General features: G+C 73.3%; 23 protein-coding genes. 12 read left to right on the top strand and 11 right to left on the bottom strand.

All coding sequences use genetic code 11. The annotated features are described in order from the left end of the window. Positions 1-129 precede the first annotated feature (129 nt). Positions 130-672 carry a GNAT family N-acetyltransferase gene (locus B6R96_RS01145; protein ID WP_081521231.1) on the top strand — a complete coding sequence of 181 codons (543 nt, stop codon included), beginning with the start codon at positions 130-132 and terminating at the stop codon, positions 670-672. Between the two features lie 65 nt (positions 673-737). Here the strand turns inward: B6R96_RS01145 and B6R96_RS01150 are convergent, their stop codons facing one another. Continuing rightward, the gene (locus tag B6R96_RS01150; protein WP_159396250.1) at positions 738-1649 is read right to left on the bottom strand and encodes a hypothetical protein; all 912 of its coding nucleotides are present in this window, start codon (positions 1647-1649) and stop codon (positions 738-740) included. 37 nt (positions 1650-1686) lie between these two features. Then, a complete protein-coding gene (locus B6R96_RS01155; protein ID WP_237291268.1) occupies positions 1687-2169 on the bottom strand; it encodes a hypothetical protein in 483 nt (160 codons plus the stop codon). Between the two features lie 471 nt (positions 2170-2640). Between B6R96_RS01155 and B6R96_RS01160 the strand changes: the two genes are divergently transcribed. The 5 genes from B6R96_RS01160 (at position 2641) to B6R96_RS01180 (ending at position 8485) form a co-directional block, all read left to right on the top strand. Then, entirely contained in the window at positions 2641-3384 is a 744-nt protein-coding gene (locus B6R96_RS01160; protein ID WP_081521233.1) for a class I SAM-dependent methyltransferase, read from the top strand. Positions 3385-3543: 159 nt separating this feature from the next. Then, the gene (locus B6R96_RS01165; protein WP_237291269.1) at positions 3544-5067 is read left to right on the top strand and encodes an adenosine deaminase family protein; all 1524 of its coding nucleotides are present in this window, start codon (positions 3544-3546) and stop codon (positions 5065-5067) included. Between the two features lie 159 nt (positions 5068-5226). Continuing rightward, complete coding sequence (gene zwf / locus B6R96_RS01170; RefSeq protein WP_081521235.1) at positions 5227-6678, top strand: glucose-6-phosphate dehydrogenase; 1452 nt, start codon at positions 5227-5229, stop codon at positions 6676-6678. Between the two features lie 158 nt (positions 6679-6836). Then, positions 6837-7973 carry an acyl-CoA dehydrogenase family protein gene (locus tag B6R96_RS01175; protein ID WP_159396251.1) on the top strand — a complete coding sequence of 379 codons (1137 nt, stop codon included), beginning with the start codon at positions 6837-6839 and terminating at the stop codon, positions 7971-7973. Between the two features lie 68 nt (positions 7974-8041). Then, on the top strand, positions 8042-8485 hold the full coding sequence (locus tag B6R96_RS01180) for a glutaredoxin domain-containing protein (protein WP_081521237.1): 444 nt from the start codon (positions 8042-8044) through the stop codon (positions 8483-8485). A 60-nt stretch (positions 8486-8545) separates the two neighbouring features. Here the strand turns inward: B6R96_RS01180 and B6R96_RS01185 are convergent, their stop codons facing one another. Beyond that, entirely contained in the window at positions 8546-9448 is a 903-nt protein-coding gene (locus tag B6R96_RS01185) for a GNAT family N-acetyltransferase (RefSeq protein WP_081521238.1), read from the bottom strand. A gap of 238 nt (positions 9449-9686) precedes the next feature. Between B6R96_RS01185 and B6R96_RS37595 the strand changes: the two genes are divergently transcribed. Beyond that, positions 9687-10049: a hypothetical protein gene (locus B6R96_RS37595; protein WP_203351577.1), complete on the top strand. Its 363-nt coding sequence runs from the start codon at positions 9687-9689 to the stop codon at positions 10047-10049. 6 nt (positions 10050-10055) lie between these two features. Here B6R96_RS37595 and B6R96_RS01195 read toward each other — a convergent pair whose 3' ends face one another. Further along, positions 10056-10637, bottom strand: coding sequence for a TetR family transcriptional regulator (locus B6R96_RS01195; RefSeq protein ID WP_081521239.1), 582 nt, complete (start codon positions 10635-10637; stop codon positions 10056-10058). Between the two features lie 110 nt (positions 10638-10747). Between B6R96_RS01195 and B6R96_RS01200 the strand changes: the two genes are divergently transcribed. After that, a complete protein-coding gene (locus tag B6R96_RS01200) occupies positions 10748-11731 on the top strand; it encodes an aldo/keto reductase (RefSeq protein ID WP_081521240.1) in 984 nt (327 codons plus the stop codon). Positions 11732-11792: 61 nt separating this feature from the next. Continuing rightward, entirely contained in the window at positions 11793-13319 is a 1527-nt protein-coding gene (locus B6R96_RS37150) for a hypothetical protein (protein WP_081521241.1), read from the top strand. Here the strand turns inward: B6R96_RS37150 and B6R96_RS01210 are convergent. From B6R96_RS01210 to B6R96_RS01240, 7 genes are all read right to left on the bottom strand, one after another. Then, positions 13309-14664, bottom strand: a complete 1356-nt coding sequence (locus B6R96_RS01210) for an aminobutyraldehyde dehydrogenase (protein ID WP_237291626.1) — start codon at positions 14662-14664, stop codon at positions 13309-13311. The two genes, B6R96_RS37150 and B6R96_RS01210, sit on opposite strands and share 11 nt — an antisense overlap. 79 nt (positions 14665-14743) lie before the next feature. Further along, positions 14744-16060 (bottom strand): flavin monoamine oxidase family protein, encoded by a 1317-nt coding sequence (locus tag B6R96_RS01215; protein WP_081521243.1) that lies wholly within the window; start codon positions 16058-16060, stop codon positions 14744-14746. 25 nt (positions 16061-16085) lie between these two features. Then, entirely contained in the window at positions 16086-17228 is a 1143-nt protein-coding gene (locus tag B6R96_RS01220) for an ABC transporter ATP-binding protein (protein WP_107089465.1), read from the bottom strand. Between the two features lie 5 nt (positions 17229-17233). Next, positions 17234-18070: an ABC transporter permease gene (locus B6R96_RS01225; protein ID WP_051779035.1), complete on the bottom strand. Its 837-nt coding sequence runs from the start codon at positions 18068-18070 to the stop codon at positions 17234-17236. Then, a complete protein-coding gene (locus B6R96_RS01230) occupies positions 18067-19014 on the bottom strand; it encodes an ABC transporter permease (RefSeq protein WP_081521244.1) in 948 nt (315 codons plus the stop codon). Before B6R96_RS01230 ends, B6R96_RS01225 begins: the two co-directional genes overlap by 4 nt. Before the next feature lies 1 nt (position 19015). Beyond that, positions 19016-20146 (bottom strand): polyamine ABC transporter substrate-binding protein, encoded by a 1131-nt coding sequence (locus B6R96_RS01235; protein ID WP_081521245.1) that lies wholly within the window; start codon positions 20144-20146, stop codon positions 19016-19018. A 206-nt stretch (positions 20147-20352) separates the two neighbouring features. Further along, positions 20353-21621 carry an aromatic ring-hydroxylating oxygenase subunit alpha gene (locus tag B6R96_RS01240; protein ID WP_081521246.1) on the bottom strand — a complete coding sequence of 423 codons (1269 nt, stop codon included), beginning with the start codon at positions 21619-21621 and terminating at the stop codon, positions 20353-20355. 416 nt (positions 21622-22037) lie between these two features. Between B6R96_RS01240 and B6R96_RS01245 the strand changes: the two genes are divergently transcribed. Genes B6R96_RS01245 through B6R96_RS01255 form a run of 3 tightly spaced genes read left to right on the top strand, consistent with a single transcriptional unit; the run spans position 22038 to position 24000 of the window. Next, positions 22038-22451: a hypothetical protein gene (locus B6R96_RS01245; protein WP_081521247.1), complete on the top strand. Its 414-nt coding sequence runs from the start codon at positions 22038-22040 to the stop codon at positions 22449-22451. Beyond that, positions 22448-23812, top strand: a complete 1365-nt coding sequence (locus B6R96_RS01250; protein ID WP_081521248.1) for an NADH-ubiquinone oxidoreductase-F iron-sulfur binding region domain-containing protein — start codon at positions 22448-22450, stop codon at positions 23810-23812. Before B6R96_RS01245 ends, B6R96_RS01250 begins: the two co-directional genes overlap by 4 nt. Continuing rightward, complete coding sequence (locus B6R96_RS01255; RefSeq protein WP_030385056.1) at positions 23809-24000, top strand: ferredoxin; 192 nt, start codon at positions 23809-23811, stop codon at positions 23998-24000. Before B6R96_RS01250 ends, B6R96_RS01255 begins: the two co-directional genes overlap by 4 nt.

Raw genomic sequence — 24000 nt, forward strand, 5'->3', positions numbered from 1 at the left:
CGAGCATGGCACGGTCCCCGCGATCGGGCCATGACCTGCGCTTTCGCCACCGAAGGATAATCGGGTGAGCCGATGAGCGGGCCCCGGATATCCTGCGTGGTCCCGCACCCGTCACGGAGGTCCCCCAGCATGAGCAGCACCGCGCCGTCGTTTCCCGACCGGATCGAGCTGACGGGCGAGGGCCTGGTCCTGCGCGACTGGACGGAGACGGACCTGGCCGCGATGCCCGCGCTGTTCGACCACCCCGACGTCGCCTACTGGACGCCGATCGTCTCCCCCTTCGACGACGAGGCGGCCCGTACTCGCCTGGACCGGGCCCGGAAGCTGCGTACGGAGGGCACGGCCCTGCTGCTCGCCATCACCGTCGACGGCGGCGCCCCGCTCGGCGAGGTGATGCTGAAGCGCGCCCCCGAGGGCACCGAGCTCGGCTACGCGCTCGGCCCGGCACACCGGGGCCGGGGGCTGGCCGCCCGGGCGGTGCGGGTGATGGCTGCGTATGCCTTCGAGCAGCTGGACGTGGACCGGGTGATCCTGGAGCTGGAGGCCGAGAACGCGGCCAGCGTCGGGGTCGCCACCCGTGCCGGATTCCGACTCCTCGACGTCCCGTTGATCACGGGCGAGGAGAAGGGCCGCTCGTACGTGCTTCAGACCTGGGGCCTCGACCGCCCCTGACCGGGGCGCCCGTACCCGGGCTGCTGCCCGGCCCCGGCCCGCGCCGCGGCCGACGGGGCCCGGCCTCAGCCCCCGCCCCGGTCCGCTTCCGCCAGTCGGCGCGCAGCCTGCTGCGCCGTCCGTTCTGCCTTGGCACGGGCCTGCTCGGCCTGCCGTTGGCGGCGCTTCGCCTCCCGGGCCGCCCGCTGGGCGGTCTCGACCCGTTCCTTCAGCGCGGCCAGTTCGCCCCGCAGCTCGGCCGCGTCGGCCTCGGCCCGGTCCCGGGCGGCCGCGGCCTCGCTGAGGTGCTCCTCGGCCGTCTGCAAGGCCGCCGATGCCTGCGCGGCTCGTTCCCTGGCGGCCGCCATCGCGTCCTTGCCTGCCGCCGTCGTGTCCTTGTCGACGACCGTCGTGTCCTTGTCCGCGGCCGGCCTGGCCGTTTTCGCGGCCGGCGGAGCCGGGACTTCGGCCGTGCGGCGAGGGGCGGCCGCAGGGCGGGGTACGGCGTCCGGGGCCGGCTCCAGGCCTTCGAAACCCACCGCCGCGGTGGGCGCCTTCCGCAGGCAGCCGGCCGCCCACTGGCGGGCGGTTTCCTCGTCGGCCAGCAGGCCGTGGAAGATCCCTTCGACCTCACGCACCACGGATTCCCGAAGCTGCTCCCCCGCCCCGGCCGCCACGTGTCCGGCCTCGGCGGCCAGCGCGGCGATCACCCGGTGCTGTTCGTGGGACAGCGCACGCAGCTGCGCGCCGTCGAGCTCCCGGTAGGCCCGGCGCAACTCCGTGCCGAGGTGCAGCAGCGCCTCGGCACGGTCCGGGTGGGTGCGCGCCAGCAGGTTGGCCGCCCATACGGCCAGGGTCGGTTTGCGCAGGGCGGCGATGGCGGCTGCGGCAGCGGTGTCCTTCTCCCGGCGGGCCCGGGCCGCACGGGCGTCGCGGGCCGCGGTGAAGTCCGCGGGCCTCAGCCCGTACAGCTCGAGGACCACCGCATCCACGTCCACGTGCACGTCCCTGCGGGCCGAACCCGCCGGTGTCCTGTCAGAACACCAGCTTGTAGGTGACGTCCTTCGGTACCGGATCCGGCGCGGTGTCCGTGTAGACGAGTCGGATCGACGTGAAGCGCTGCACGTCCGGGTGGTCCGGCCAGGGCTCCGGGCTGCTCAGGGTCACCGTCACCGGGTACGACCGGAAACGGCCCGCCGCGCAGTAGGGCTTGCAGTCGTTGACCATGTCGGTGCCCTTGGCCGTCGCGGCCTTCGGCCCCCACGTGTCCCACTTGAGCCCGACGAGGCGGTTGTTGCCGTCTCCGCAGGCCAGCAAGTACTCCTCGGGGCGTACCTGAGCCTGCTGGAAGCAGTCGACGACCACGAGCGGCTCCGTCACGGGAGCCGCCACGGTCCGGGTCTGCGCGGAGGCAGGGACGGTGGCCGTGGCCAGGGCCGCCGCTGCACACAACAGGGTGATGTTTCGCGCCCTGGACCGCAGTGCACGCACGAGCCGGCCGTCTGCTGATCTGTCCACGAGGCCCTCCTCGCCCGTCATTCCCGCCGTCGGCACGGCAGGCATTCACCAGCTTCCCCCATGTGGATGTTCCTCGCACGCGCAGCAGCGTCGGAGCCCGGTACGGCCGGGCGGGGGCGGTGGAGGACGTTGCGCAGGCGGGTCGCGGCCGGGCGCCGGCCCGCCTGGAGACCGAGGAGGCTCCCCGGATCACCGCCGTCGAGCGCAATCGGTCGGGATCGCCCCGTCGGATGTGTGCCGAGGTCCGGCGTGAGGCGCCGAGGCCATGCGCGGCCCCCTGTGGCTCGGCCGGCCCCACGGGAACGTTGGGCGATAGGAGGATCACCCCACCAACTTCTTTGTGTCATCTGCCAGTACGGCGCTCCGACGCGTCCGGAGCAGACTTTCTGCCACGACCACGCCCCCGGTGAGCCGCTGGATCCGGGGAGCCCGTGTGGTCGCGTACGGGACGAATCGACAAGGGGGAAGAACGTGAGCGTGCAACAGTACGACGCGATCGGCGAGGCGTTCGAGGGGTTCAAGGCTCTGCCGCTGACGCGCTTCGGGGAGGTACCGAGCTTCCTGGGCATGGTCGGTGACGTGCGCGGAAAGTCGATTCTCGACCTGGCCTGCGGTACCGGTTTCTACAGCCGGGAGTTCAAGCGCCGCGGCGCCACGGATGTCTTCGGTGTCGACATCTCCGTCGAGATGATCGCCGCCGCCCAGGACATCGAGCAGCGCGACCCGCTGGGCGTGCGGTACGAGGTCGGCGATGTGGCCGAGCTGCGGCCTCTCGAACGGCGATTCGACATCGCGCTGGGCGTGCAGTGCCTCAACTACGCGGAGGACATCGCGGGGTTGGAGCGGATGTGCCGCAACGTCCACCGGAGCCTGGTACCGGGCGGGGAGTTCTTCGTGTTCGCCCAGAAGCCGGACTACCGCTTCGACTGCGCGTCCCTCGACACGTACGGCTTCCTCTGCGAGCCGACCGGCGAGGAGACCGAGCTGGGTCCACGGGTGCAGGTCACGGCGCTGCTCGACCCGCAGCCGATCAGCATCCTCGGCACGGCCCTGCGCCGCGAGGTCTACGAGGACTCCCTGCGGGCGGCCGGGTTCAGCGAGCTGAAGTGGGTTCCGATCCAGGTGTCCGAAGCCGGTGTCCGTGAGTTCGGCCAGGACTTCTGGGCGGACCTCCTCGCGAGCCCGCCACTGGAAATGCTGCGCTGCCGCGCCTGATCGGCCGACCGGCCTGACCCGCGGGCCGGTGCGATGCGGTGGGGTTCGCTGCGGTTCGGTTCCGGAGGAACGATCCTCCGCGGGGCCTCCCGGGTGACACCGGGAGGCTCCCGGCCCGGGATACCGGGATGCGGCCGTCCGCTTCCCCACCATGTGCGCGTGATCCCATCCCACTTGATCGGTGCGCTTTCCGCCCTCGCCCTGCTCGCACCCCCCTCCGCCTACGCGGCCTCCGCCCCCGCCGTGGCCCCGGCTTCCGGCCCCGACCGGCCGGGGGACTTCTTCGCCGACCTCCCCAAGGGCGGTGACCTGCACAACCATCTGTCCGGCGCGGTCACCACCGAGTTCCTGATCGAACTCGCCGCCGGGGACGGCCTGTGCATCACCACCGACACCACCACCGCCGTGCCCCCGCCGTGCGGGGCGGGCACCCGGCCCGCCGGCGATGCCGTCACCGATGCGGCGTTCCGCCAGCAGGTCATCCGAGCCTGGTCGATGCAGGACTTCCCGGCCGACGGCAACGGCCACGACCACTTCTTCGCGACCTTCGGCAAGTTCGGGGAGGTGACCTGGCGGCACCCGGGCCGGATGCTCGCGGAGGTCGCGGGCTCCGCCGCCCGGCAGAACCAGTTCTACCTGGAGACCATGATCTCCCCGGCCTCCGGCCAGGCCCGGACACTCGCCGACCGGGTCGGATACGACGCCGACCTCGACCGCATGCACGACAAGCTGCTGGCCGCGGGCGCCCTGGACGCCGTCGTCCGGCAGGCCCGCGCCGACGCCGACAGCACCGACGTGGAGTTCCGCGCGGCCGCGCACTGCGACACCCCGCGGCCCGAAGCGGCGTGCTCCCTGCCGTACCGCTGGATCTCCCAGGTCGCCCGCGCCGGTACCCCGGAGCGGGTGTTCACCCAGATGGCCCTCGGCATGCGGCTGGCCGAGCGCGACCCGCGCTTCGTCGCCGTCAACCTGGTGCAGCCGGAGGACGACCCGGTCGCCCTGCGCGACTACCGCCTGCACATGCGGATGCTGAACTACTTGAAGACCCAGTACCCGAAGGCGCACATCACGCTGCACGCGGGCGAGCTGGTACCCGGGCTGGTCAAGCCGGAGGACCTCACCTTCCACATCCGGGAGGCCGCCCAGACGGGCCGCGCCGAGCGGATCGGACACGGGGTGTCCGTCCTGCACGAGGACCGGTGGGAGTCGCTCATGCGCTACATGGCCGAGCGGCGGATCGCGGTCGAGGTCCCGTTCCACAGCAATGAGCAGATCCTGCGCGTCTCCGGCGACGCGCACCCCTTCGCCACGTACCGCCGTCACGGCGTACCGGTCGTCCTCGCCACCGACGACCCGGGGGTGTCGCGGATCGAGATCACCGACGAGTACCGCCGGGCCGCCGAGATGTACGGGCTCGGCTACCCGGAGCTGAGGGACCTGGCCCGGGCCTCCCTGGAGCACTCGTTCCTGCCCGGCCGGGGCCTGTGGAACCGTGACGTGCGCACCGGCTACCGGCCGATCGGCGCGTGCGCCGGCGAGCGCCAGGGCGCCGAGCGTCCGGGCGAGCGGTGTGCCCGTTTCCTGAAGTCCAGCCCGAAGGCGCAGGTCGAGTGGCGGCAGGAGGCGGCCTTCCAGCGCTTCGAGGGCGTCCACGCCCGGACCACCCGCCCCGGCTCGCACTGATCCGGTGGCCCCGTCGGCCCGCATCCCGCACGGGTGCGGGGCGCCGGTGTGCCGGTGTGCGTGACCCGGGTGGTGGACCTCCGGGTGCCGGATCGGGGGCGGGCTTGCACAGTGGGGGCCTGAGGGCGATGCGACCGCCCGGAACGGGAGTACGGCCCCATGACCCAGCCCGCCCCGTCCCCCGCGCCGAGCCCGGCGGACCACGTCATCGTGGTCTTCGGCGCCACCGGCGACCTGGCCCGCCGCAAACTGCTGCCCGGGCTGTTCCATCTCGCCAAGGCGGGGCTGATGCCGCGGCGCTACCGCATCGTGGGCTCCGCCCCGGCGGCCGAGGCCCTCAGCGACGACGCGTTCCGCGCGCACGCGCGGGAGGCCGTCGCCGAGTTCGGCCGCTCCCGTCCCGAGGGTCCCGCCTGGCAGGAGTTCGAGTCCGCCCTGTCCTTCGGTGCGGCCGGCCCGGGCGCGTCCGAGCCCCTGGTGACCGCGGTGCGCGAGGCCGAGCGGGCGCTCGGAGGCACTCCGCGACGGCTCTTCCACCTCGCCGTCCCCCCGGTCGCCTTCACCTCCATGGTCGAGCTCCTCGGCGCCACGGGACTCGCCCAAGGGGCCCGGGTCATCGTCGAGAAGCCCTTCGGCACCGACCTCGCGTCCGCCCGCGCGCTCAACGCGGCCATCCACGCCGTCTTCGACGAGTCCCGGGTGTTCCGCATCGACCACTTCCTCGGCAAGGAGGCAGTGGACAATATCCTCGCCCTGCGGTTCGCCAACGGTCTGTTCGAACCGCTCTGGAACCGCGAACACATCAGCCACGTGCAGATCGACGTGCCCGAGCAGATCGACATCCAGGGCCGCGCGCACTTCTTCGAGGGCACCGGAACCTTCCGCGACATGATCGTCACCCACCTGTTCCAGCTGCTGGGCTTCGTCGCGATGGAGCCGCCGGTGACCTTCGACGCCCAGTCGCTGCGGGACGAGCAGGTGAAGGTCTTCCGGAGCATGCGGCCGCTGGACCCGGCGCACGTCGTCCGCGGGCAGTACACCGGCTACCGCGCCGAGCCCGGCGTCGATCCGGCCTCGGACACCGAGACCTTCGCGGCCCTGCGCGTCGAGATCGACAACTGGCGCTGGGCCGGGGTCCCCTTCCACCTGCGCTCCGGCAAGGCGCTCGCCCAGGGGCGGCACGTCGTCACCCTGGGCCTGCGCGAGCCCGTCCTCGGCATGTTCCCGCTGGACGCGCGTGCGGCGGCCTTCGGCCGGGGGAACCAACTCGTCATCGACTTCGCCGATCCCGGCTCCGTCGCCGCCCGCTTCCTCGTCAAGGAGCCCGGCCCGTCCATGCAGCTCGCCGAGGCCGAAATGGCCTTCGGCTACCGCGGCTCCTTCACCGCCGACAACTCCCTGGAGGGCTACGAGCACCTCCTGCTGGAGGCCATGCTCGGCGACCAGTCCTTCTTCACGCGGTCCGACGGGATCGAGCGCCTCTGGGAGGTGTCGGCCCCGCTGCTGGAATCGCCCGCGCCCGTGGAACCGTACGCTCCGGGAAGCTGGGGTCCCGAGCGGATCGACGCGCTGGTCGCCCCCTACCGCTGGCATCTTCCCGACACGAACTGAGCCGACGCGCACCGGGCCGACGCGCACCGGGCCGGCGCGCACTGTGTCGACGGCCGGACCGGACCCGTGCGAAGCCCCCGCGTGCGCATGCGTAGGGTCTGTCGTGGACGGTGCGCCGACCGTGCGTACGGGACGAATCCAGGGTGAGGTGAGCGCAGTTGCGAGGGTTACCGGGCGACGGGACGCAGTTGGGGACGCCGGCGGGCCTGGCGGCCGATCCACTGGTCGGGGCGGTGGCCCACGTCGCGAGCGCCGTACTGCGGCCCGAGGCCGAGCGCACCGCCGTGGAGGGCGTTTCGCGTGCCCATCTGGACGAACTGGCCCGCAGCGGCGCGCACGGGATCCTCGGGTACGAGCCCTCGCCGGCCGGCGGTTGCACCAGGAAGCAGGTGGTCCGCGAGGTCCACGAGATCCTCGCCGCCGTCGATCCGTCCACCTGGTTCGTCTACACCCAGCACTTCGGCCTCGTGAAGGCACTGTCCAAGAGTCCCAACGCCGCGCTGCGCGAGCGCTGGCTGCCCGACCTGGCGTCGGGCGCGAAGCAGGCCACGGCCGGTTTCGCGTACCTGCGCCATCCGCGGCCGCCCGTGTCCGCGGAGCCGTGCGAGGAGGGCTGGCGGCTGCGCGGCCGGGTGCCCTGGATGACCGGCTGGGGCATCACGGACGTGGCGGTCCTCGGCGCCGTCACCGCCGACGACCGGGCCCTGTTCGTGCGCGTCGACTGCGCGCCGGGACGGGGGGCGGGGCCGGGGCCGGGCCGGGGTCTGTTCGCCGTGGAGTCGCCACCGCTGTGGGCGATGGGCGCGACCCATACGGCGGCCGTGGAGCTGCGGGACGTCGTCGTACCGCCGGACGACGTGATCTCGTCGGGGCCCAGGTCCGAGTGGGCCCGGTCCTACGATCTGGAGAACGCCAACACCAACCCGGCCGTCTTCGGCCATCTGCGCGCGGCCGTCGACCTGCTGCTGGCCGCCGCACCCCGGGCCGGAGCCGCGTACGAGGACCTGGCCCACCGGCTGGCGCAGGAGGGGGCCCGGCTGCGCACCGAGGCGTACGCCCTGCGCGACGAGCTGGCCCCCGAGGAGGAGGTGCCGGCCCGGATCGAGAACCGGGCCGCGGCGCTGGACCTGGGGGTGCGGGCCGCCACCGCCTGTGTGGCGGCGACCGGGGGGCGCGCCGTCCAGTACGGGAACACGGCGGGCCGCCTCGCCCGGGAGGCCATGTTCCACCTGATCCAGGCTCAGACCCCGCAACTGCGGGAGGCCACGGCCGAGATGACGCTCCGAAGGATCTGAGGCAGGCGGCGAACCGCGAGCATCCTGCGCGTGCTGCCGCGACGAGGGCCCGGATAGCCTTCGTCATCATGATGCGCGCGTGGATCCTGCCGGTGTTGCTCGTGGTGTGCGGTTCGCTCCTTGCGGCCGCACTGGCCGCAAGGGGTGAGTCCGCAGCCGCCGTTCCCCTGCTGCTGCTGTTCGTCCTCGTCGCGGGCGTGCACTCGCCGCTGGCGTTCCCGCGGTCGATCGGCGCGGCAGAGGCGCAGCGCCGCAGCGCGCTCGACGGCCGGCCGGTCGTCTACTGGCGTGCGGGCTGCCCGTACTGCCTCCGGCTGCGAACCCGCTTGGGTCGCGACGCCGGTCGGTTGCACTGGGTCGACATCTGGCGCGACCCGGCCGGGGCTGCGGCGGTCAGGGCGGTCAACGACGGCAACGAGACGGTGCCGACCGTCGTGGTGGACGGTCGGCCGCACACCAACCCCGATCCGGCATGGGTGCGCGAACAGCTCGCTCCCCGCCCCCGCGGCTGAGTACGCCAGGGACGGATCCGGAGCGAGCGGTCCGCCCACTCATGACCGGCAGGACACCCGCTAGGAGACGGCCTCGGCGGTGGGGTGGAAGTTGATGCGCTCGCGCACCACGGGGAAGCCGGCCTTGGTGAAGTTGGCGGCCATCGGGAAGTTCCCCCGGTCCGTGGCTCCGGTGACGGCCTCGGCGCCGTGTTCCACCAGGAAGTGGGTGCACTCCGCGAGGAGGTCGTAGGCGTAGCCGCGGCCGCGGTGTTCGGGCAGGACGCCGATGAAGCCGATGGTCGGTCCGGAGGGGTTGTGGGCCGGGATGTGGATGCCGGCCAGTTCGCCCTCGGGGGTGTGGGCGAGTTGCCACCACTCACGCGGGGACGGGCACCAGTGGAAGAATTCGAGTTCCTCGCGCGCGGCCTGGTCGAGGCCGCCCTCACCGATGGCCTTCAGTGAGTGGGCGTCCAGCGTGGCCGCGTGGATGCGGCGCAGCGCGTCGAAGAAGACCGCGTCGTCGGGCTCGGGGGTGAAGCGCAGGCGCCCGGGCCGGTCGGGCAGTCCGCGCTCGGGGGTCCAGCGGTACAGGAAGCGTTCCACCAGGAGCTCGTACCCGGCCGCCCGGGCGGCGGCGAAGCGGGTTTCGGCGGCGGCGGCCAGGTCGGGGTGCTCGCGCCAGTCGCCGGGCAGGTTGAGTTCGAGTTCGACCTGCCACGGGGCGGAGCGCAGGAGTTCGGCGCCGGCCTCCGCCTCTCCCTCGGCGACGTCGAACCAGTTGAGGTTGACGGGTTGCTCGTCGTCGGGGCCGCCCCACCAGGCGCCGCGGGCGACGACGGTGCCGTCGCGCAGCGCCACGCGCTTCCACTGGGGGCGGTGCGTGGTCCGCTCGTGCGCGGCGCGGGCGTTCAGCGGGTCGGGGTGTGCGTCGAACAGGTGGGCGTCGCTCTCGTCGAGCGCGCGGATGACCAGATCGGTCACGGGTTCCTCCGGGATGTGTACGGCAGGAGCGCTCCCGGTCGGATCAGGCGTACCACACCGGGGTAACGGGAAGGGAGCGCTGGGTGGTTGGGAACTGCACGGCACTCGCCTCCTTCCGTTCGTCTCACGTGGCGTGGTCCGGAGCCAGACGTTACTTGATCAATGTCGGTCCGTCCACGGATTTGACGGAGCGCGCCGATGGCCGACCCGCGGCGGCGACGGCAGGGACAATGGGGTGATGGAGTTCCTGCCGGAAGGGTCCGCGAGGGTGCCGTGGCACGACGCGGCTTCGCACGTCTTCCCCTACGCGGCCCGGGTCGGGGGACGTTGGCTGGTCCTGCGACTCAACGGCTTCCCCGACCATCCCCTCTACACCCTGTTCGCCGACGCGCGGCCGGTCGCCGATGTGGAGGACCCCCCGGGGGCCTGGGGGTTGCACCCCCGTAAGGCCCTGCCCGCTCTGACGGCGGCGGATCGAGCGGCGGTGCTCGCGCTGATGGCGGGCCTCGGACCCTATGGCGCCGAGGCCGGCGCCCCGTGCGACGGCGACTACTGCGGCTGCGCCGCCTGGGACGACGCGTTCGCGGCCGTGCGGGCCTGAGGCGGGTCAGGCGCCGGGCGCGGTGAGGCGGCGTACGGACTCCACCACCGCCGCCCGGTGCGCGGTGAGCCGCTCCACGGCCCAGTCGGCGTCCGCCCCTCCCCCGGCCGCCGGGCCGCCCACCGCACCGAACCAGGCCTGGGACAGGCCCATGACCAGCGTGAGCACATCGGCCGCATCCAGCCGGGCATCGATGCGACCGGCCTCCTGGGCCTGGCGCACCGCCTCGATCTTGCCCGCGTAGGAGGCGGACTCCGCGTCCGTGGATCCGGGGCGCTCCAGCTGCTTCCACAGCACGAGGCGCATCAGCGCCGGGCGCTCGACGAGGTGGTCGAAGACCGCACCCGCGTAGCCGGGCAGGTCGTCGACATCGAACGGAACGGACTCCGAGCCCGTCGCCAGGGCCTGCTGGAGCACGGCGTCGAAGAGCTGCTCCTTGTTCCCGTAGTAGACGTAGATCAGCCTCTTGTTCGCCTGCGCGGCCTCGGCGATGCGGTCGACGCGCGCCCCCGCGATGCCGTACGTCGCGAACTCGGTGAATGCGGCGTCGAGCAGACGCGCTCTGGTCGCTTGGGAATCCCGTGCCATGGTCCGCAGCCTAGCAAGTAACTATCCGGTTATTGACAAACGGAGCCGACGCGTCGCAGACTCTATCTATCCAGTTAGTTACATCTGCTGAAACCGCTGAGGAGCACACCATGGAGATCCGCGCACTGGGCAGTCAGGGCCTGAAGGTCGGCGCCGAGGGCCTCGGCCTGATGGGCATGAGCGCCCACTACGGCGCCACCGACGAGACCGAGTCGCTCGCCACCATCGACCGCGCCCTGGAACTCGGCGTCACCCTCCTCGACACCGCCGAGGGCTACGGGCCCTTCCACAACGAGCAGCTCCTCGGCAAGGCCCTGACCGGCCGCCGCGACGCCGCCGTGGTCGCCACGAAGACCGGCGTCGAGTTCTCCGACGAGGGCGCCTTCCTCGGCCACAACGCGTCCCCCGAGTACATCCGCCGCTCGGCCGACCGTTCCCTGCGCCACCTGGGCACCGACCACATCGACCTCTACTACCTGCACCGCGTCGACCCGAACGTCCCGATCGAGGAGAGCGTGGGCGCCCTGGCCGAGCTGGTCGAGGCCGGCAAGGTCCGCCACATCGGCCTGTGCGAGGTCTCCCCCACCACGATCGCCCGCGCCCACGCCGTGCACCCGCTGGCCGCCGTACAGACCGAGTACAGCCTCTTCGAACGCGGCATCGAGCACGACGGTGTCCTCGACACCCTCCGGGAACTCGGCATCGGGCTCGTCGCCTACTCCCCGCTCGGCCGCGGATTTCTCTCCGGCGCCATCACCAGCCCGGACGACTTCGCCGCCGACGACTTCCGCCGCACCGACCCCCGGTTCCAGGGCGAGAACTTCCACCGCAACCTCGCCGTCGTGGACCAGGTGCGCCGGCTCGCCGCCGAGAAGGGCGTCACCCCCTCGCAGCTCGCCCTGGCCTGGACCCTCCAGCAGGGCGCGGTGCCCATCCCGGGCACCAAGCGCCGCCGCTACCTGGAGGAGAACGTCGCCGCCACCGCCGTGACGATCACCCCCGCGGAGCTGGCCGCCATCGACGCCGTGGCGCCGCACGGCGTGGCCTCCGGCGACCGCTACGCACCCGAGCTGATGGCCTCCCTGAACGGCTGATCTTGTTAGGGTGCGGAAGCCGGGCCGGGGGGCGGCACCGCGGGGACGGACGGGGCAGGCGATGGCGGGGGCGGCGGACGGGCTTTCCCACAGCGAGCGGACGACGGTGCGCTTCCACCTCATGTGCCTGGCCACCCTGCTGCCGTACCACCAGCGCCCCGCCGCCCTGGAGGCCTGGCTGGGCGTCGATGCCGCCCTCTTCCACATGGGGTCCGACCCGCCCGCCCCCGTCGCCGAGGCGGTCCTGCGCCTGGGCGGCGCCCGGTTGCAGGCCGCCCTCGCGGCCGCCGTCCGCAGCGGGGACACCCAGCGGGCCCTGTGCACCCTGGACCTCCCCGAGGTCGACGCCGCACTGCGGGACAACCACCAGGTGGACTACGGGACCACGCGCCTGCTGCGGCTGCGGAACCCGGCAACCTCCGCCCTCGGGCGCGGCTACCACCCGGGCCACCACGAGCGCGCGCTCCTGTCCGGCGAGCCGGACCTCGTGGTGGCCGCCCTCCTCGACCGGCGGGGCGAGCACCGGTCGACCACGCGCGCCACCGCCTGGGCGACGGTACGCGCCCACGGCGGAACCGCCCGGGTGCGGGAGGTGGTGGCCGCGCTCGGCGGCCATGACGGTCCCGACGGCCTTGACGACCCCGACGACCACGACGACCCGACCGACGCCGATATCGCGCTGGCCTGCGCCGAGGCGGATCCGGAGCCCTTCCTCGACACGGCCGCCGAACGCCGGCTCGGCACCGGTGCACTGCTGCGGGCCCTGCGCGCGGCGCACCGCGGGGACCGGGCGCCCTGGGTGGTCCGGCGCACCATGGCACGCGTCCTGAAGGAGCCCTACCGGATCGACTGGGCACTGATCGCGGCGGCGCGGCTCGGCCGCCGGCTGCCGCGCACGGCCGCGGAGGTGCTGGCCGGGCGCCCCGACTGCCCGCCGGAGGTGGCGGTCGTCCTGCGGACCGGGCAGCCGGCCCGTCCCGGGCGCCGGCTGCCGCCACCGGCCCCCGAGCCGGCCGCCCCGCAGCGGTACCTCCCGCCGCGGTCCGCCTGGGTACCCGAGTGGAGGCCGCCCGGCGACACCGGCCCGCTCGGGGAGAGCGCCGAGTCGGCGCGCCACGCCCTGCGGACCAGGGCCCTCGCCTTCGACGCCCGCACCGACCCGGCCGCCGCCACCCTCGGCCACCTCGCCGCGGTGATCGAGCGCGGGCTGCTGTCGGCGTTCGAGGCGGCTCCACTGGTGCGTCCGGCGAGCCTGCTGACCTCCTGGGTGGGCCAGGGTTCCGGCTGGGGGTCGCTCTCGCACGCCGCGTGGAGCGGCCGTGCGGCCCTCCACGTCGAGACGGCGGCCCTGCTGGCCCGCTGGGCAGGCGGTGGCGTGTCCGCCGAGCGGTGGGTCGCGCTCCGCTCCCGGCTGCGGCACTACCCCGGCTCGCTGCCCGAGCTGCTGACGGAGGTGTCCGCGACCCACCCGGACGTCACGGACAGACCGGACAACCCGGGCAACCCGGGCAACCCCGGCAACCCCGGCAACCCCGGCAACCCGAGCGACCCGGATGGTCCGGCCGGTCCGGACGGGTTCACAGCATGACGTGCTTGACCTGGGTGTAGTCCAGCAGGCCCGCCATCGACAGGTCGCTGCCGTAACCCGAGTGCCCGACACCGCCGTGGGGCATCTCGGAGACGGTGGTGCCGTGCGTGTTCACCCAGACGATGCCGGTGTGCAGGGCCCGGGTGGCCCGCATCGCGCGGTCGTGGTCCGTGGTCCAGACGCTGGCGGCGAGACCGTGGCGGACGTCGTTGGCCAGGTGCAGGGCCTGCGCCTCGTCCGCGAAGGACTGCACGGTCACGACGGGGCCGAAGATCTCCTCCTGCACGATCTCGTCGCCCTGGCGCACGCCCGCCACGACGGTCGGTTCGTGGAAGAAGCCGGGCCGCGCGAGGCGTGCGCCGCCGGTGACGATCTCGGCGTGCCGCGGCAGCCGGTCGAGCAGTGCCCGTACCGACGCGAGCTGGGTCGCGTTGTTGAGCGGACCGAAGTCGGCGTCCGGCTCGTCCGGGGCACCCGTCCGCAGTTTGCCCGCCTCGGCCGCGAAGGCGGCGAGGAACGCGTCGTGCACCCGGTGGTCCACCAGGAGCCGGGTGGGTGCGGTGCAGTCCTGGCCCGCGTTGTAGTACGCGACCGCGGCGAGGGCGGCGGCGGTCGCCTCGACGTCCACGTCGTCGTGGACGAGGACCGGGGCGTTGCCCCCGAGCTCCAGGTGGACCCGTTTGAGGTCGGCGGCCGCGGCGGCGGCGATCTGCCGGCCGGCGCGCACGCTGCCCGTGACCGCGATGAGGGCGACCTCGGGGTGGGCGGTGAGCGCGCGCCCCGTGTCCCGGTCGCCGCAGACCACATTGAGTACGCCCGGCGGCAGGTGGCCGGCTGCGATGCGGGCCAGCAGCGCGGAGGACGAGGGGGTGGTGTCGGCGGGCTTGAGCACGGTCGTGTTGCCCGCGGCGATCGCCGGGGCGATCTTCCACACCGCCATCATCAGCGGGTAGTTCCAGGGGGTGATCTGGGCGCAGACGCCGACCGGTTCGCGCCGCAGCAGCGAGGTACGGCCTTCGGTGTACTCGGCCGCGGCGAGGCCCGGCAGGTTGCGCGCGGCTCCGGCGAAGAAGCGGACGGTGTCGACGATCGCGGGCAGTTCCTCGGTCCGGAACTGGCGGGCGGGCTTTCCGGTGTCGCCGCTCTCGGCGGCCACGAGGGCGTCCGCGTGCTCCTCGATGGCGTCGGCGATGCCGAGCAGGGCGCGCTGTCGTTCGGCCGGGGTGGTCGTGGACCAGTGCCCGTACGCGGCCGCGGCCGCCGCGCAGGCGGCGTCCGTGTCGGCCCGGCCGGAACGCGGGGCGAGGCCGTGCACGGCGCCGGTCGCGGGGTCGACCAGCTTCATGGTCGCGCCCGAGGCGGCGGGCCGGTCGGCGCCCGCGATGTGGTTGAGGACGGTGTCGATCGCGGTGCCGGTCCCGGTGTCAGCCACGGCGCAGCACCTCCCGGGCGGTGTCGCGGCCGGTGCGTACCGCGCCCTCCATGTAGCCGGCGACCCACTGGTCGGATCCGCAGACGTAGAAGGGGGGTTCGTGGGTGCCGTGGCGGGGGCCGACGGCCGTGACGTCGCCGGGGGCCCACTGGGTGACGTACCCCTGGGTCCACGGGTCGGTGCCCCACATCCGGACGTGGGTGGCGAGCGGCCGGTACGCCTCGTCGCCGTAGAGGCGGGCGATGTCGGCGAGCAGTTCGCGGGTGCGCAGCGGGGCGGGTATGCCGAGCAGGACGCCGAGCCTTTCGGGAGGTACGAGGGCGGAGAGGATGCCGTCGCTCTGCGGCCAGGTGCTGCCGAGGACCCCTTCGCATTCGGAGAGGCCGTTGCGGCCGAGGTCCTGCCAGAAGGGCCGCTGGTACGCGGCGACGAACTTGGCGGCGAGCGCATGGCGTTGCCGGTGCAGGGAGGCGAGGCGCTCCTCGCAGACGCCGGTGACGGACACCTGGCGGAGCGGGCCGACGGGCAGGGCGCTGACGACGGCGCCGGCGGTGAGCGTCTCGCCTCCGGCCAGGCGTACGGAGCAGTGGCCGGGCCGGCGGACCGTGACGGCCTCGACGGGCGAGCCGGTGCGGATGCGCCCGGTGAGGGCGGCGGCCATGCGCAGGGCGACCGTCGCGGAGCCCTCGGCGACCCGCAGCCCCTCCCAGGCCTCGTAGTCGTAGTGGTCGGGGCCGGGTACGGCGGCGTGCTTGCGCAGGGCGGCGAGCAGCGACGTACGCTCGTACGAGCCGTCGGCGAGGGCGAGTTGGCCGATCTCCCACAGGCGTATGACGGCCGGGGTGGCTCCCTGGGTACGCAGCCAGTCGCCGACCGGGGCGCGGTCGAGGGCCGTCGCGTCGGGGTGGGACCAGGGGTCGTCCGGATCGACGGTGCGGGCGAGTGCGCAGAAGGCGGCGGTGACCTTCTCGTGGCAGGTGTCGTCGCCGGGGCCGAACCAGTGGGGCGCCTCGCCCGCGGAGACCCCTTCGGGCGTGGCGCGGGTCAGGGCGCCGGGCTCGGCGACGTAGCTGGGGACCAGGGTGAGGCCGAGTTCCGCGGCGAGGGCCAGGTAGGCGGTGTGGGCGCGGCCGACGACCTCGCCGCCGAGCTGGACCAGGCGGCCGTCGGGGAGTTCGGTCTGTTCGACGCGTCCACCGACCCGGTCCCGGGCCTCGACGACGAGGACGTCGGCTCCGCCGGCGGCGAGGTCGCGTGCGGCGGCGAGGCCGGCCAGGCCGGCACCGAGCACGATGACGTCGTGGTTCATGGGGTGTCCTTCGGTCGGGGCGGCTTCAGTCCAGGACGAGGCAGTGTTCGGGCTTCCAGCCGATCTCGACGCGCTCGCCGCCGCTCCAGCGGTCCTCCCTGCGCGAGCGGACGGTGTTCTGCTCCAGTACGGACACGGTGACACCGGGGGCCAGCTCGATCAGGTACGTGGTGGTCGGGCCGCAGTAGACGGTCTCGCGGACGACTCCCTCGGCCCTGGCCATGTCCGGCTCCAGGTCGGACAGCCAGATCTTCTCGGGGCGGATCGACAGGTTGACCCGGCTGCCCTCGGCTACGGCCGGCCGGTGGCCGACGGGCAGTTCCGGTCCGTCGTCGAGGACGACCCGGCCGGACCGGTAGGTGCCGGGGACGAGGTTGGAGGTGCCCATGAAGGAGGCGGTGAAGGTGCTCGTGGGGCGCTCGTACACGTCCTCGGGAGTGCCGCACTGCTCGACGCGGCCCTCGTTCATGACGGCGAGGCGGTCCGACATGGTCAGTGCCTCGTCCTGGTCGTGGGTGACGAAGACGAAGGTGATGCCGACCTCGCGCTGGATCTGCTTGAGCTCGACCTGCATGTGGCGGCGCAGTTTGAGGTCGAGTGCGGCCAGCGGTTCGTCGAGGAGCAGGACCTGCGGCCGGTTGACGAGGGCGCGGGCGAGTGCGACGCGTTGTTTCTGGCCGCCGGAGAGGGTGGGCGGCTTGCGGTTCGCCAGGTGGGCGAGCTGGACGAGGTCGAGCATGCTGCCGACCCGCTCGCGGATCTCGGCGCGGCCGACGCCCTTGCGCTTGAGGCCGAAGGCCACGTTGTCCGCGAGGGAGAGGTGGTCGAAGAGGGCGTAGCTCTGGAAGACGGTGTTGACGTTGCGCTTGTTGGGCGGCAGGCCGGTGACGTCCTGGCCGTCGAGGAGGATGCTGCCGGCGGTGGGGTCGGAGAAGCCGCCGATCATCCGCAGGAGGGTGGTCTTGCCGCAGCCGGAGGGGCCGAGGAGGGAGAAGAACTCGCCCGGTGCGATGTCGAGTTCGACGTCGCGGACGGCGTGGGCGCCGCCGGCCGCGGGGTACTGCTTGCTGACCCGGTCGAGCCGGACGGCGGGGGTCGGGAAGACGGGTGTGGGGGTCAGCGCGGTCTTGGCGGTGGTGGTGGTCGGGTGCTCGGGTGTCGCGGGCATGGGTGTCACTTCCCGGAGAGCAGGTCGAGTCCGCCGCGGCGCCCGAACAGGCGCGGGATGGCGAGGGCGAGGACGATGAGGGCGATGGATCCGGCCAGCATCAGGGTGCCGACCGCGTTGATGGTGGGCTGGACGCCGAACCGGATCGCCGAGTAGATGCGGACGGACAGCGGCTGCGGGTCGACGCCGGTGGTGAAGTAGGCGAGGACGAAGTCGTCGAAGACGAGGGCGAAGATCAGCACTGCCGAGGCGAGGATGCTGGGGAGCAGTGCGGGCAGGGTCACCAGGCGCAGGGCCTGCCTGCGGGTGGCGCCGAGGTCCATGGCGGCCTCCTCGACCTCCGGGTTGAGGGCGGCGATGCGGGAGCGGAGGATGACCGTCACGTAGGAGATGGAGAAGGTGATCTCGGCGAGCATGACGGTGGTGGTGGAGAGGGTGATGCCGAGGCCCTTGAAGAGGAGCATCGCCGCGACGCCGGTGACGATCTCCGGGGTGATCAGCGGGACCAGCATGATCAGGCCGGCGAAGGAGCCGAGGCGGCTGCGGCTGCGTACGAGCCCCAGGGCCAGCGCCACGCCGAGGACGAGCGAGCCGGCCATGGCGACCAGGGACACCCGCAGGCTCATGCCGAGCGAGTCGAGGAGCACCTCGTCGTGGAGGAGCGCCGAGTACCAGCGGAGGCTGACGCCGTCGAGGACGGTGAGGGATTTCTGGGAGTTGAAGGAGAACAGGACGACGACGCCGACGGGGAGGTAGAGGAGGGCGAAGAAGAGGGCGGTGACGGCGATGGCGAAGCGGGGGCGGCGCTCGGCTCCGCGCCGGCGGCGTTGCGGGGTGCTCATCGGGTCGCCTCCGCCTCGTCCTTGCGGGTGCGCCGCAGGTAGCCGAGCATCCCGAGGAACAGGACGGCCATCAGCAGCATGGTGAGGGCCGAGCCGAGCGGCCAGTTCTGGCCCTGGAAGAACTTGTCCTGGATCAGGTTGCCGATCATGATCTGGTCGGGTCCTCCCATGAGCTGGGCGCTGACGAAGTCGCCCATGGCGGGCAGGAAGACGAGGACGCAGCCGGCGGCCGCTCCCTGCCGGGTGGCGGGGACGGTGACGAAGAGGAAGGTGCGCAGCGGGCCGCCGTAGAGGTCGCGGCCGGCCTCGATGAGCGAGGTGTCCATGCGCTCCATCGCCGCGTACAGCGGGATGATCATGAAGACGACGAAGCCGTAGACGAGTCCGGCGATCACTCCCACGCCCGTCTGGAGGATCTGGGTGCCGTCATCGGCGAGGCCGATCGCGCGCAGGGTCCGCAGCAGCGGCCCGTCGTCGGAGAGGACGACGGACCAGCCGTACATGCGCACCAGGTAGTTGGCGAAGAACGGCACGACGATCGCGGCGATCAGCAGGTTCTTGAAGCGGCCGCCGCGCAGGGCGATGGCGTAGGCGACGGGGTAGGCCACGGCCAGGCTTATGAGGCAGGTGATCAGCGCGTAGCCGAGGGAGCGCAGCAGGACGGTGCGGTAGGCGGGGTCGGCCAGAGCGGTGAGGTTGGCGAAGTTGAGGCCGAAGCGCGGATTGCCGAGCGGGTCGGTGGTGCCGAGCGCGAGGGTGGCCACGAGGAGGAGGGAGGCGACGAGGAAGCCGGTCATCCAGAGGGTGCCGGGGAGCAGCAGCCAGGTCCACAGGCGTGGCTGCGGGCGGTTGCGGGGGCGGGTGCGGGCCGGGGGCGGTGTGTGCGGTGCGGCCGGGTCCCGGGGCGGTGGGATCTCGGTGCCAGTCTGTTGGGTGCGCGCCATGTCAGCCGGCCTTCACATCGGTCCAGGCGGCGTCGCGGGCCTGTTCGACCCGTGCGTCGCCGTTGCGGAAGAAGAGGTCGGCCCCGAGGTCGTCGGCGGTCACCACGCACTGGGGGAACGGCTCGACGAGCGCGGCGTAGGTGTCCTCGGTGCCGCGGACCGGCATCGGGTAGCCGATGTACTCGATGTTCTTCTTCACGTTCTCCGGGCGGAGCATGTAGTCGATGAAGAGCATCGCGGTGCCGGGGTGCTCCGCGTTGGCGGGGATGGCGTAACAGTCGGAGTTGACGGGGGCGCCCTCGCGGGCGACCTCGAAGCCGAAGACCGTCGGGTCCTCGGCCTGGGCGAGCATGGCGGCCATGTCCCCGCTCCAGGCCTGGGTCATGTCGGCGTTGCCGTTGAGGAGGTTGTTGTAGCTGTCGCTGGAGAAGCCGCGCAGGCGGGGGCGGAGGGAGCGCAGGGTGTCGGTGACGCGGGCGAGGTCGCCGTGGTCGCCGGTGGTGAGACCGAGGCCGAGTTTGAGGGCGCCGAGGCCCAGTACCTCGTCGCGGTCGTCGAGGACGAAGACCTTGCCCTTGGCCTGTTCGTTCCACAGGTCGTTCCAGGAGCCGGTCAGGTCGCCGAGCCGATCGCGCCGCCAGCCGATGCCCGTCTTGTACATGGTGAAGGGGACGGTGTGCGCGGAGCGGGGGTCGTACCAGGGGTCGGCGAAGTAGCCGTAGCCGCCGAACACGGCCTCGGCGCCCCGCAGCCTGGAGTGGTCGATGGTGCGCAGCCGGCCGCCGGCGGTGAGGCGCTCGGCCCATTTCGCGGTGGGGAAGATGATGTCGTAGCGGTTGCCGGCGTTGAGCTTGGCGGCCATGCCCTCCATGGAGTCGTAGTTCGACTGGACGACCTTGACGCCGTACTCCTTCTGGAAGCCCTCGAAGACCGCGGGGTCGACGAAGTCCGCCCAGTTGAAGTAGACGAGGTCGCCGTCGACCTTGACGTCGATGGGTGCTTCCGCGGTCGCCCTGCCGGCCGGGTCGTCGGCGGAGGCGAAGCCGCAGCCGGTGGCGGTCAGGGCGAGGGCGGCGGCGGTGCCGGCGCGCAGGAACGAGCGTCTGGTCGGGGGGAGTGCCTCGGGGGACATGGGGTCCTCTCCGTAGGGGCCGCAGGGGGACGGCGGGAACGAGCGGTGCGGGGGGAGCTCGGTCTGTGCGGGGGGAGCGGCGCGATCGGGCGCGGCGTGGCGCACGTGCGGTCGTGCGGGTGATGCGGTCGTGCGGGTCGTGCGGGTCGTGCGGTCGTGCGGGTCGTGCAGGTGGCGGGTCGTGCGGGTCGCGGGGCGGGGTCGGGTTACGGGGTGTCGAGGTCGGCGCGGATGCGGCCGGCGAACCAGCCGACCGCCGATTCGCGGCGCGACAGCGGTCCGGGCTCGAAGCCGGGGGTGGAGAGCCCCTTCTGTACGCGGGCGACCAGTTCGGCGTCCTCGTCGTTGGTGATCCAGCCGATGTGGATGTTCAGGCGCCGGGCGAGGCGGGTGCGCAGACTGGTGCCGCGCCGGGTGTAGAACGCGCCGGGTACGGCCACGCGGTCCACCGCCGTCGGGATCGCGGTCCAGGCCAGTACGTGGTCGGGGTAGAAGTCGATGAGGGTGTTCGGGTAGATGACCGCGTACCGCCAGATCCGGCGGTCGGCCTCGGCGAGGCCGGGCATGGGTGCCGCGATGCGCTGGTAGAGGCGTTCGGCCCAGTTCGAGGACGGCTTGTCGCGCAGGGGTGAGGCGAAGAGCGCGTAGGACTCCTCGATCTCGCAGGTGTAGCCCTGGTAGTCGAGCAGCCGCATCAGGCCGGGGTGGGCGACCGGGACGTGGTAGCCCTCCAGGTAGTTGTCGACCGCCACCTTCCAGTTGGCCTGCTGCACTTCGGCGGAGGCCAGGTCGTGGATGCGGGCGCGGCCGATCGGCATCAGATCGGCGCCGGCGTAGTGGCCGACCGCTTCCGCGAGGCCCGCGCAGCTCTCGGCGAGCGGTACGGCGCCGGGGTCGAGGTTGACGAACACGAAGCCGAGGAAGGACTCGACGCGGGCCGGGAACAGGCCGAGCTTCGGCTTGTCGAGGCAGGGGATCTGGCGTGCCTCCGGGGCGCCGACCAGGCTTCCGTCGAGACGGTACGTCCAGCCGTGGTACGGGCAGCGGATCGCCTTGCCGTCCGGTTCGGGGGCGGTGACCAGGCGCGTTCCGCGGTGGCGGCAGACATTGAGGTGCGCGGCGAGGCCGCCGTCCTCCGTGCGGACGACCAGGACCTCCCGGTCGGCGACCGTGGCGGCGAGCCGTGCGCCCGGGTTCGGCAGGTCGGACTCGTGGCAGACGAGCTGCCACGACCTGCCGAAGACGTGGCGGGTCTCCGCAGCGGCGGTCTCGGGGTCGGTGTAGTAGCGCCCGGGGAGGGCGGGCCCGGGGGTGTCGGTGGCAGCGGCCCCGGGGGTTTCGGAGGGGGCGGCGGCGCGGGCGCCGGGCCCCGTGGGGGCCTCGGCGTGGCCCGGTGGGCCGGTCCGATCGGTGCGAGCGGTGCGCTCGGCTCGGCCGGCGCGGCCCGTCGGCGATTCGGCAGCTCTTGAGTGCATCGGTGACTCCTCCGTGCCGGCGTGCGGCGATCGGTGTCGGCGTTCGATGGCGAGGCAATGCAGGGCAAGCAGGGCAGGGCGGGGCGGAACGGGCCGGGGCAGCGCAACCCGGGGCGGGCAGGCGGTCGGGGCCGGAAGCCGGAACCGTGCTGACCGATTGGACAGCCACATTGCTGGCTCATTTCCACCGGGTCAAGACTTGTTCACTGACCGATCGGTCAGCTAGCGTAATTCTTGCCTGACCGATCGGTCAGCAAACGTGCTTTCCTGTCGCCGCACCGGCCCTGTTTCCCCATTCGCCCTGTTCACCGGGGCGGACCCGGCCGTGCGGCCCGCCCGGCCCCTCCCGGGCCCGCACCCCGGCTCTCCCGATCTCCCTGATCTCCTCGATCTCCCTGATCTCCCCGGAGGCACGCATGAGCGGTCGTCGGCGCCTGGACTGGCTCGGGCTCACCCCCGAACCCGAGCGCGAACTACCCACGGCGGTCGCCGCCCTGCGCGCCTCGTCACGCAGCGCGCCCGCCGGGCCACCGCAGGACCTGGCCGCCACCGAGCGGCGCCGCGTCGAGCACCTGATCCTGCGCGGCAGCCGGCACAGCTGGCTCCGCTACCTCGCCGAGGTCACCGACCTGGTGACCGGCGTGGCCGCCGGCTCCCGGGCGGGCGATCCCGCCGCCGCCCTCCTCGCGGGCGAGGTCGTCCTCGACCACCACCGCATGCTCATCGGCCTCCCGGGACCGGGATACGGCCGCACCGCACGGGACCGCGCCGCGCTGGAGAGCGCCGTACGGAGCCTGCGCACCCACACCACGACAGGAGCCGGCAGATGACCACGATCCGCCTCCCGACGGCGCAGCCGCCGGGCACGGTCCTCGGGACGGCCCCGGCCGTGTTCGAGGGCGCCGAGGCCTACCGGGCCACCGGCGGCTACGCCGCCACCACGGACCCGGAGGAACTGCTCGCCCACCTCGCCGCCTCCGGGCTGCGCGGCCGCGGCGGGGCCGGTTTCCCCGCCGCCGTCAAACTGCGCTCCGTGCGCGGCGGCGGCGGCTCCCCGGTCGTCGTGGCGAACGGCGAGGAGGGGGAACCCGGCTCGGCCAAGGACCGCTGGCTGCTGCGGGCCCGGCCCCACCTCGTCCTCGACGGCCTCGCCCGGGCCGCCGCGGTCACCGGCGCCGTACGCGGCTTCGTGTACCTCTCGGACCCGGCGGCGGGCGCGAGCGTACGCCGGGCCCTCGCCGAACATCCTCCGCCGCTGCCCGTCGAGGTCGTCGAGACCGACCACACCTACGTCGCCGGGGAGGAGACGGCGGTGGTCCGCCGGATCGACGGCGGCCCGGCGCTGCCCACCGCCAAGCCGCCCCGCCCGTTCGAGCAGGGGGTGGGCGGCGCCCCGACCCTCGTCTCCAACGTCGAGACCCTCGCCCGGATCGCACTCACCGCCGCCCGCCCCGACCTGCGGCGCGCCATCGCCCGCCACACCCTGGTGACGCTGTCCGGCGGCCCGGACGCGCCCGTGCTCACCGAGGTCCCGTACGGCGTCCCGCTGCGCGCACTCGCGGCGCGGTACGGGAACGCCGACGCGACCGGCGCGCTGATGGGCGGACTGTTCGGCGGGCTCGTCGCCGCCGACGCCCTGGACCTCCCCCTCGAACCCGGCGCGCTCGGCGCCGCGGGCACCGCCCTGGGGTGCGGGGCGATCCGCTTCCTCGCCCCCGGCAGCTGCCCGGTGACGACCGCCGCCGACGCGGCCGCCCACCTCGCGGCCGAGAGCGCCCGGCAGTGCGGGGTCTGCGTCTCGGGCACCGCGGCCGTGGGCGGGGCCCTGTCCGGCCTCGCCGCCGGCACCGCGGGCCCGGACACCGCGGACCATCTGCTCCGCTGGTCGCAAGGGCTGCCCGGGCGCGGCGCCTGCGGGCTGCTCGACGCCGCTGCGGGCATCGCCGGCAGCCTGCTCCGGTCCTTCCCCGGACACGTCCGGTCCCATCTCGCCGCGCCGTGCCCGGTGTGCGCGGACGCCGCACCGGCGGCCGGGCGCCGGCGCCTCACCGTGCCCGTGCCGGAGGTCGCCGGAGCGCCGCGCCCGGCCCGCGTGCCCACGCCGCCACCGGCCCGCTCCCCCGCGCCCGCCCCGTCCCCTTCCCCCTCCCCCACCGCCCTCCCGCTGCCCGCGCTGAAAGGAACGCCGTGAAACTCCTGCTGGACTCCACCCGCTGCCAGGGCTACGGCCTGTGCCAGGAACCGGCACCCGAGCTGGTCGAACTCGACGAATGGGGCTATGCGAACGTCATCGCCGTCGTCGTCCCGGCCGGCACCGAGGACGCCGCCCGTGCCTGCGCCGAAAGCTGCCCCAACTCCGCACTCCGCGTGGAGGGATGA

The organism is Streptomyces sp. Sge12 (assembly GCF_002080455.1).
Taxonomy (GTDB): domain Bacteria; phylum Actinomycetota; class Actinomycetes; order Streptomycetales; family Streptomycetaceae; genus Streptomyces.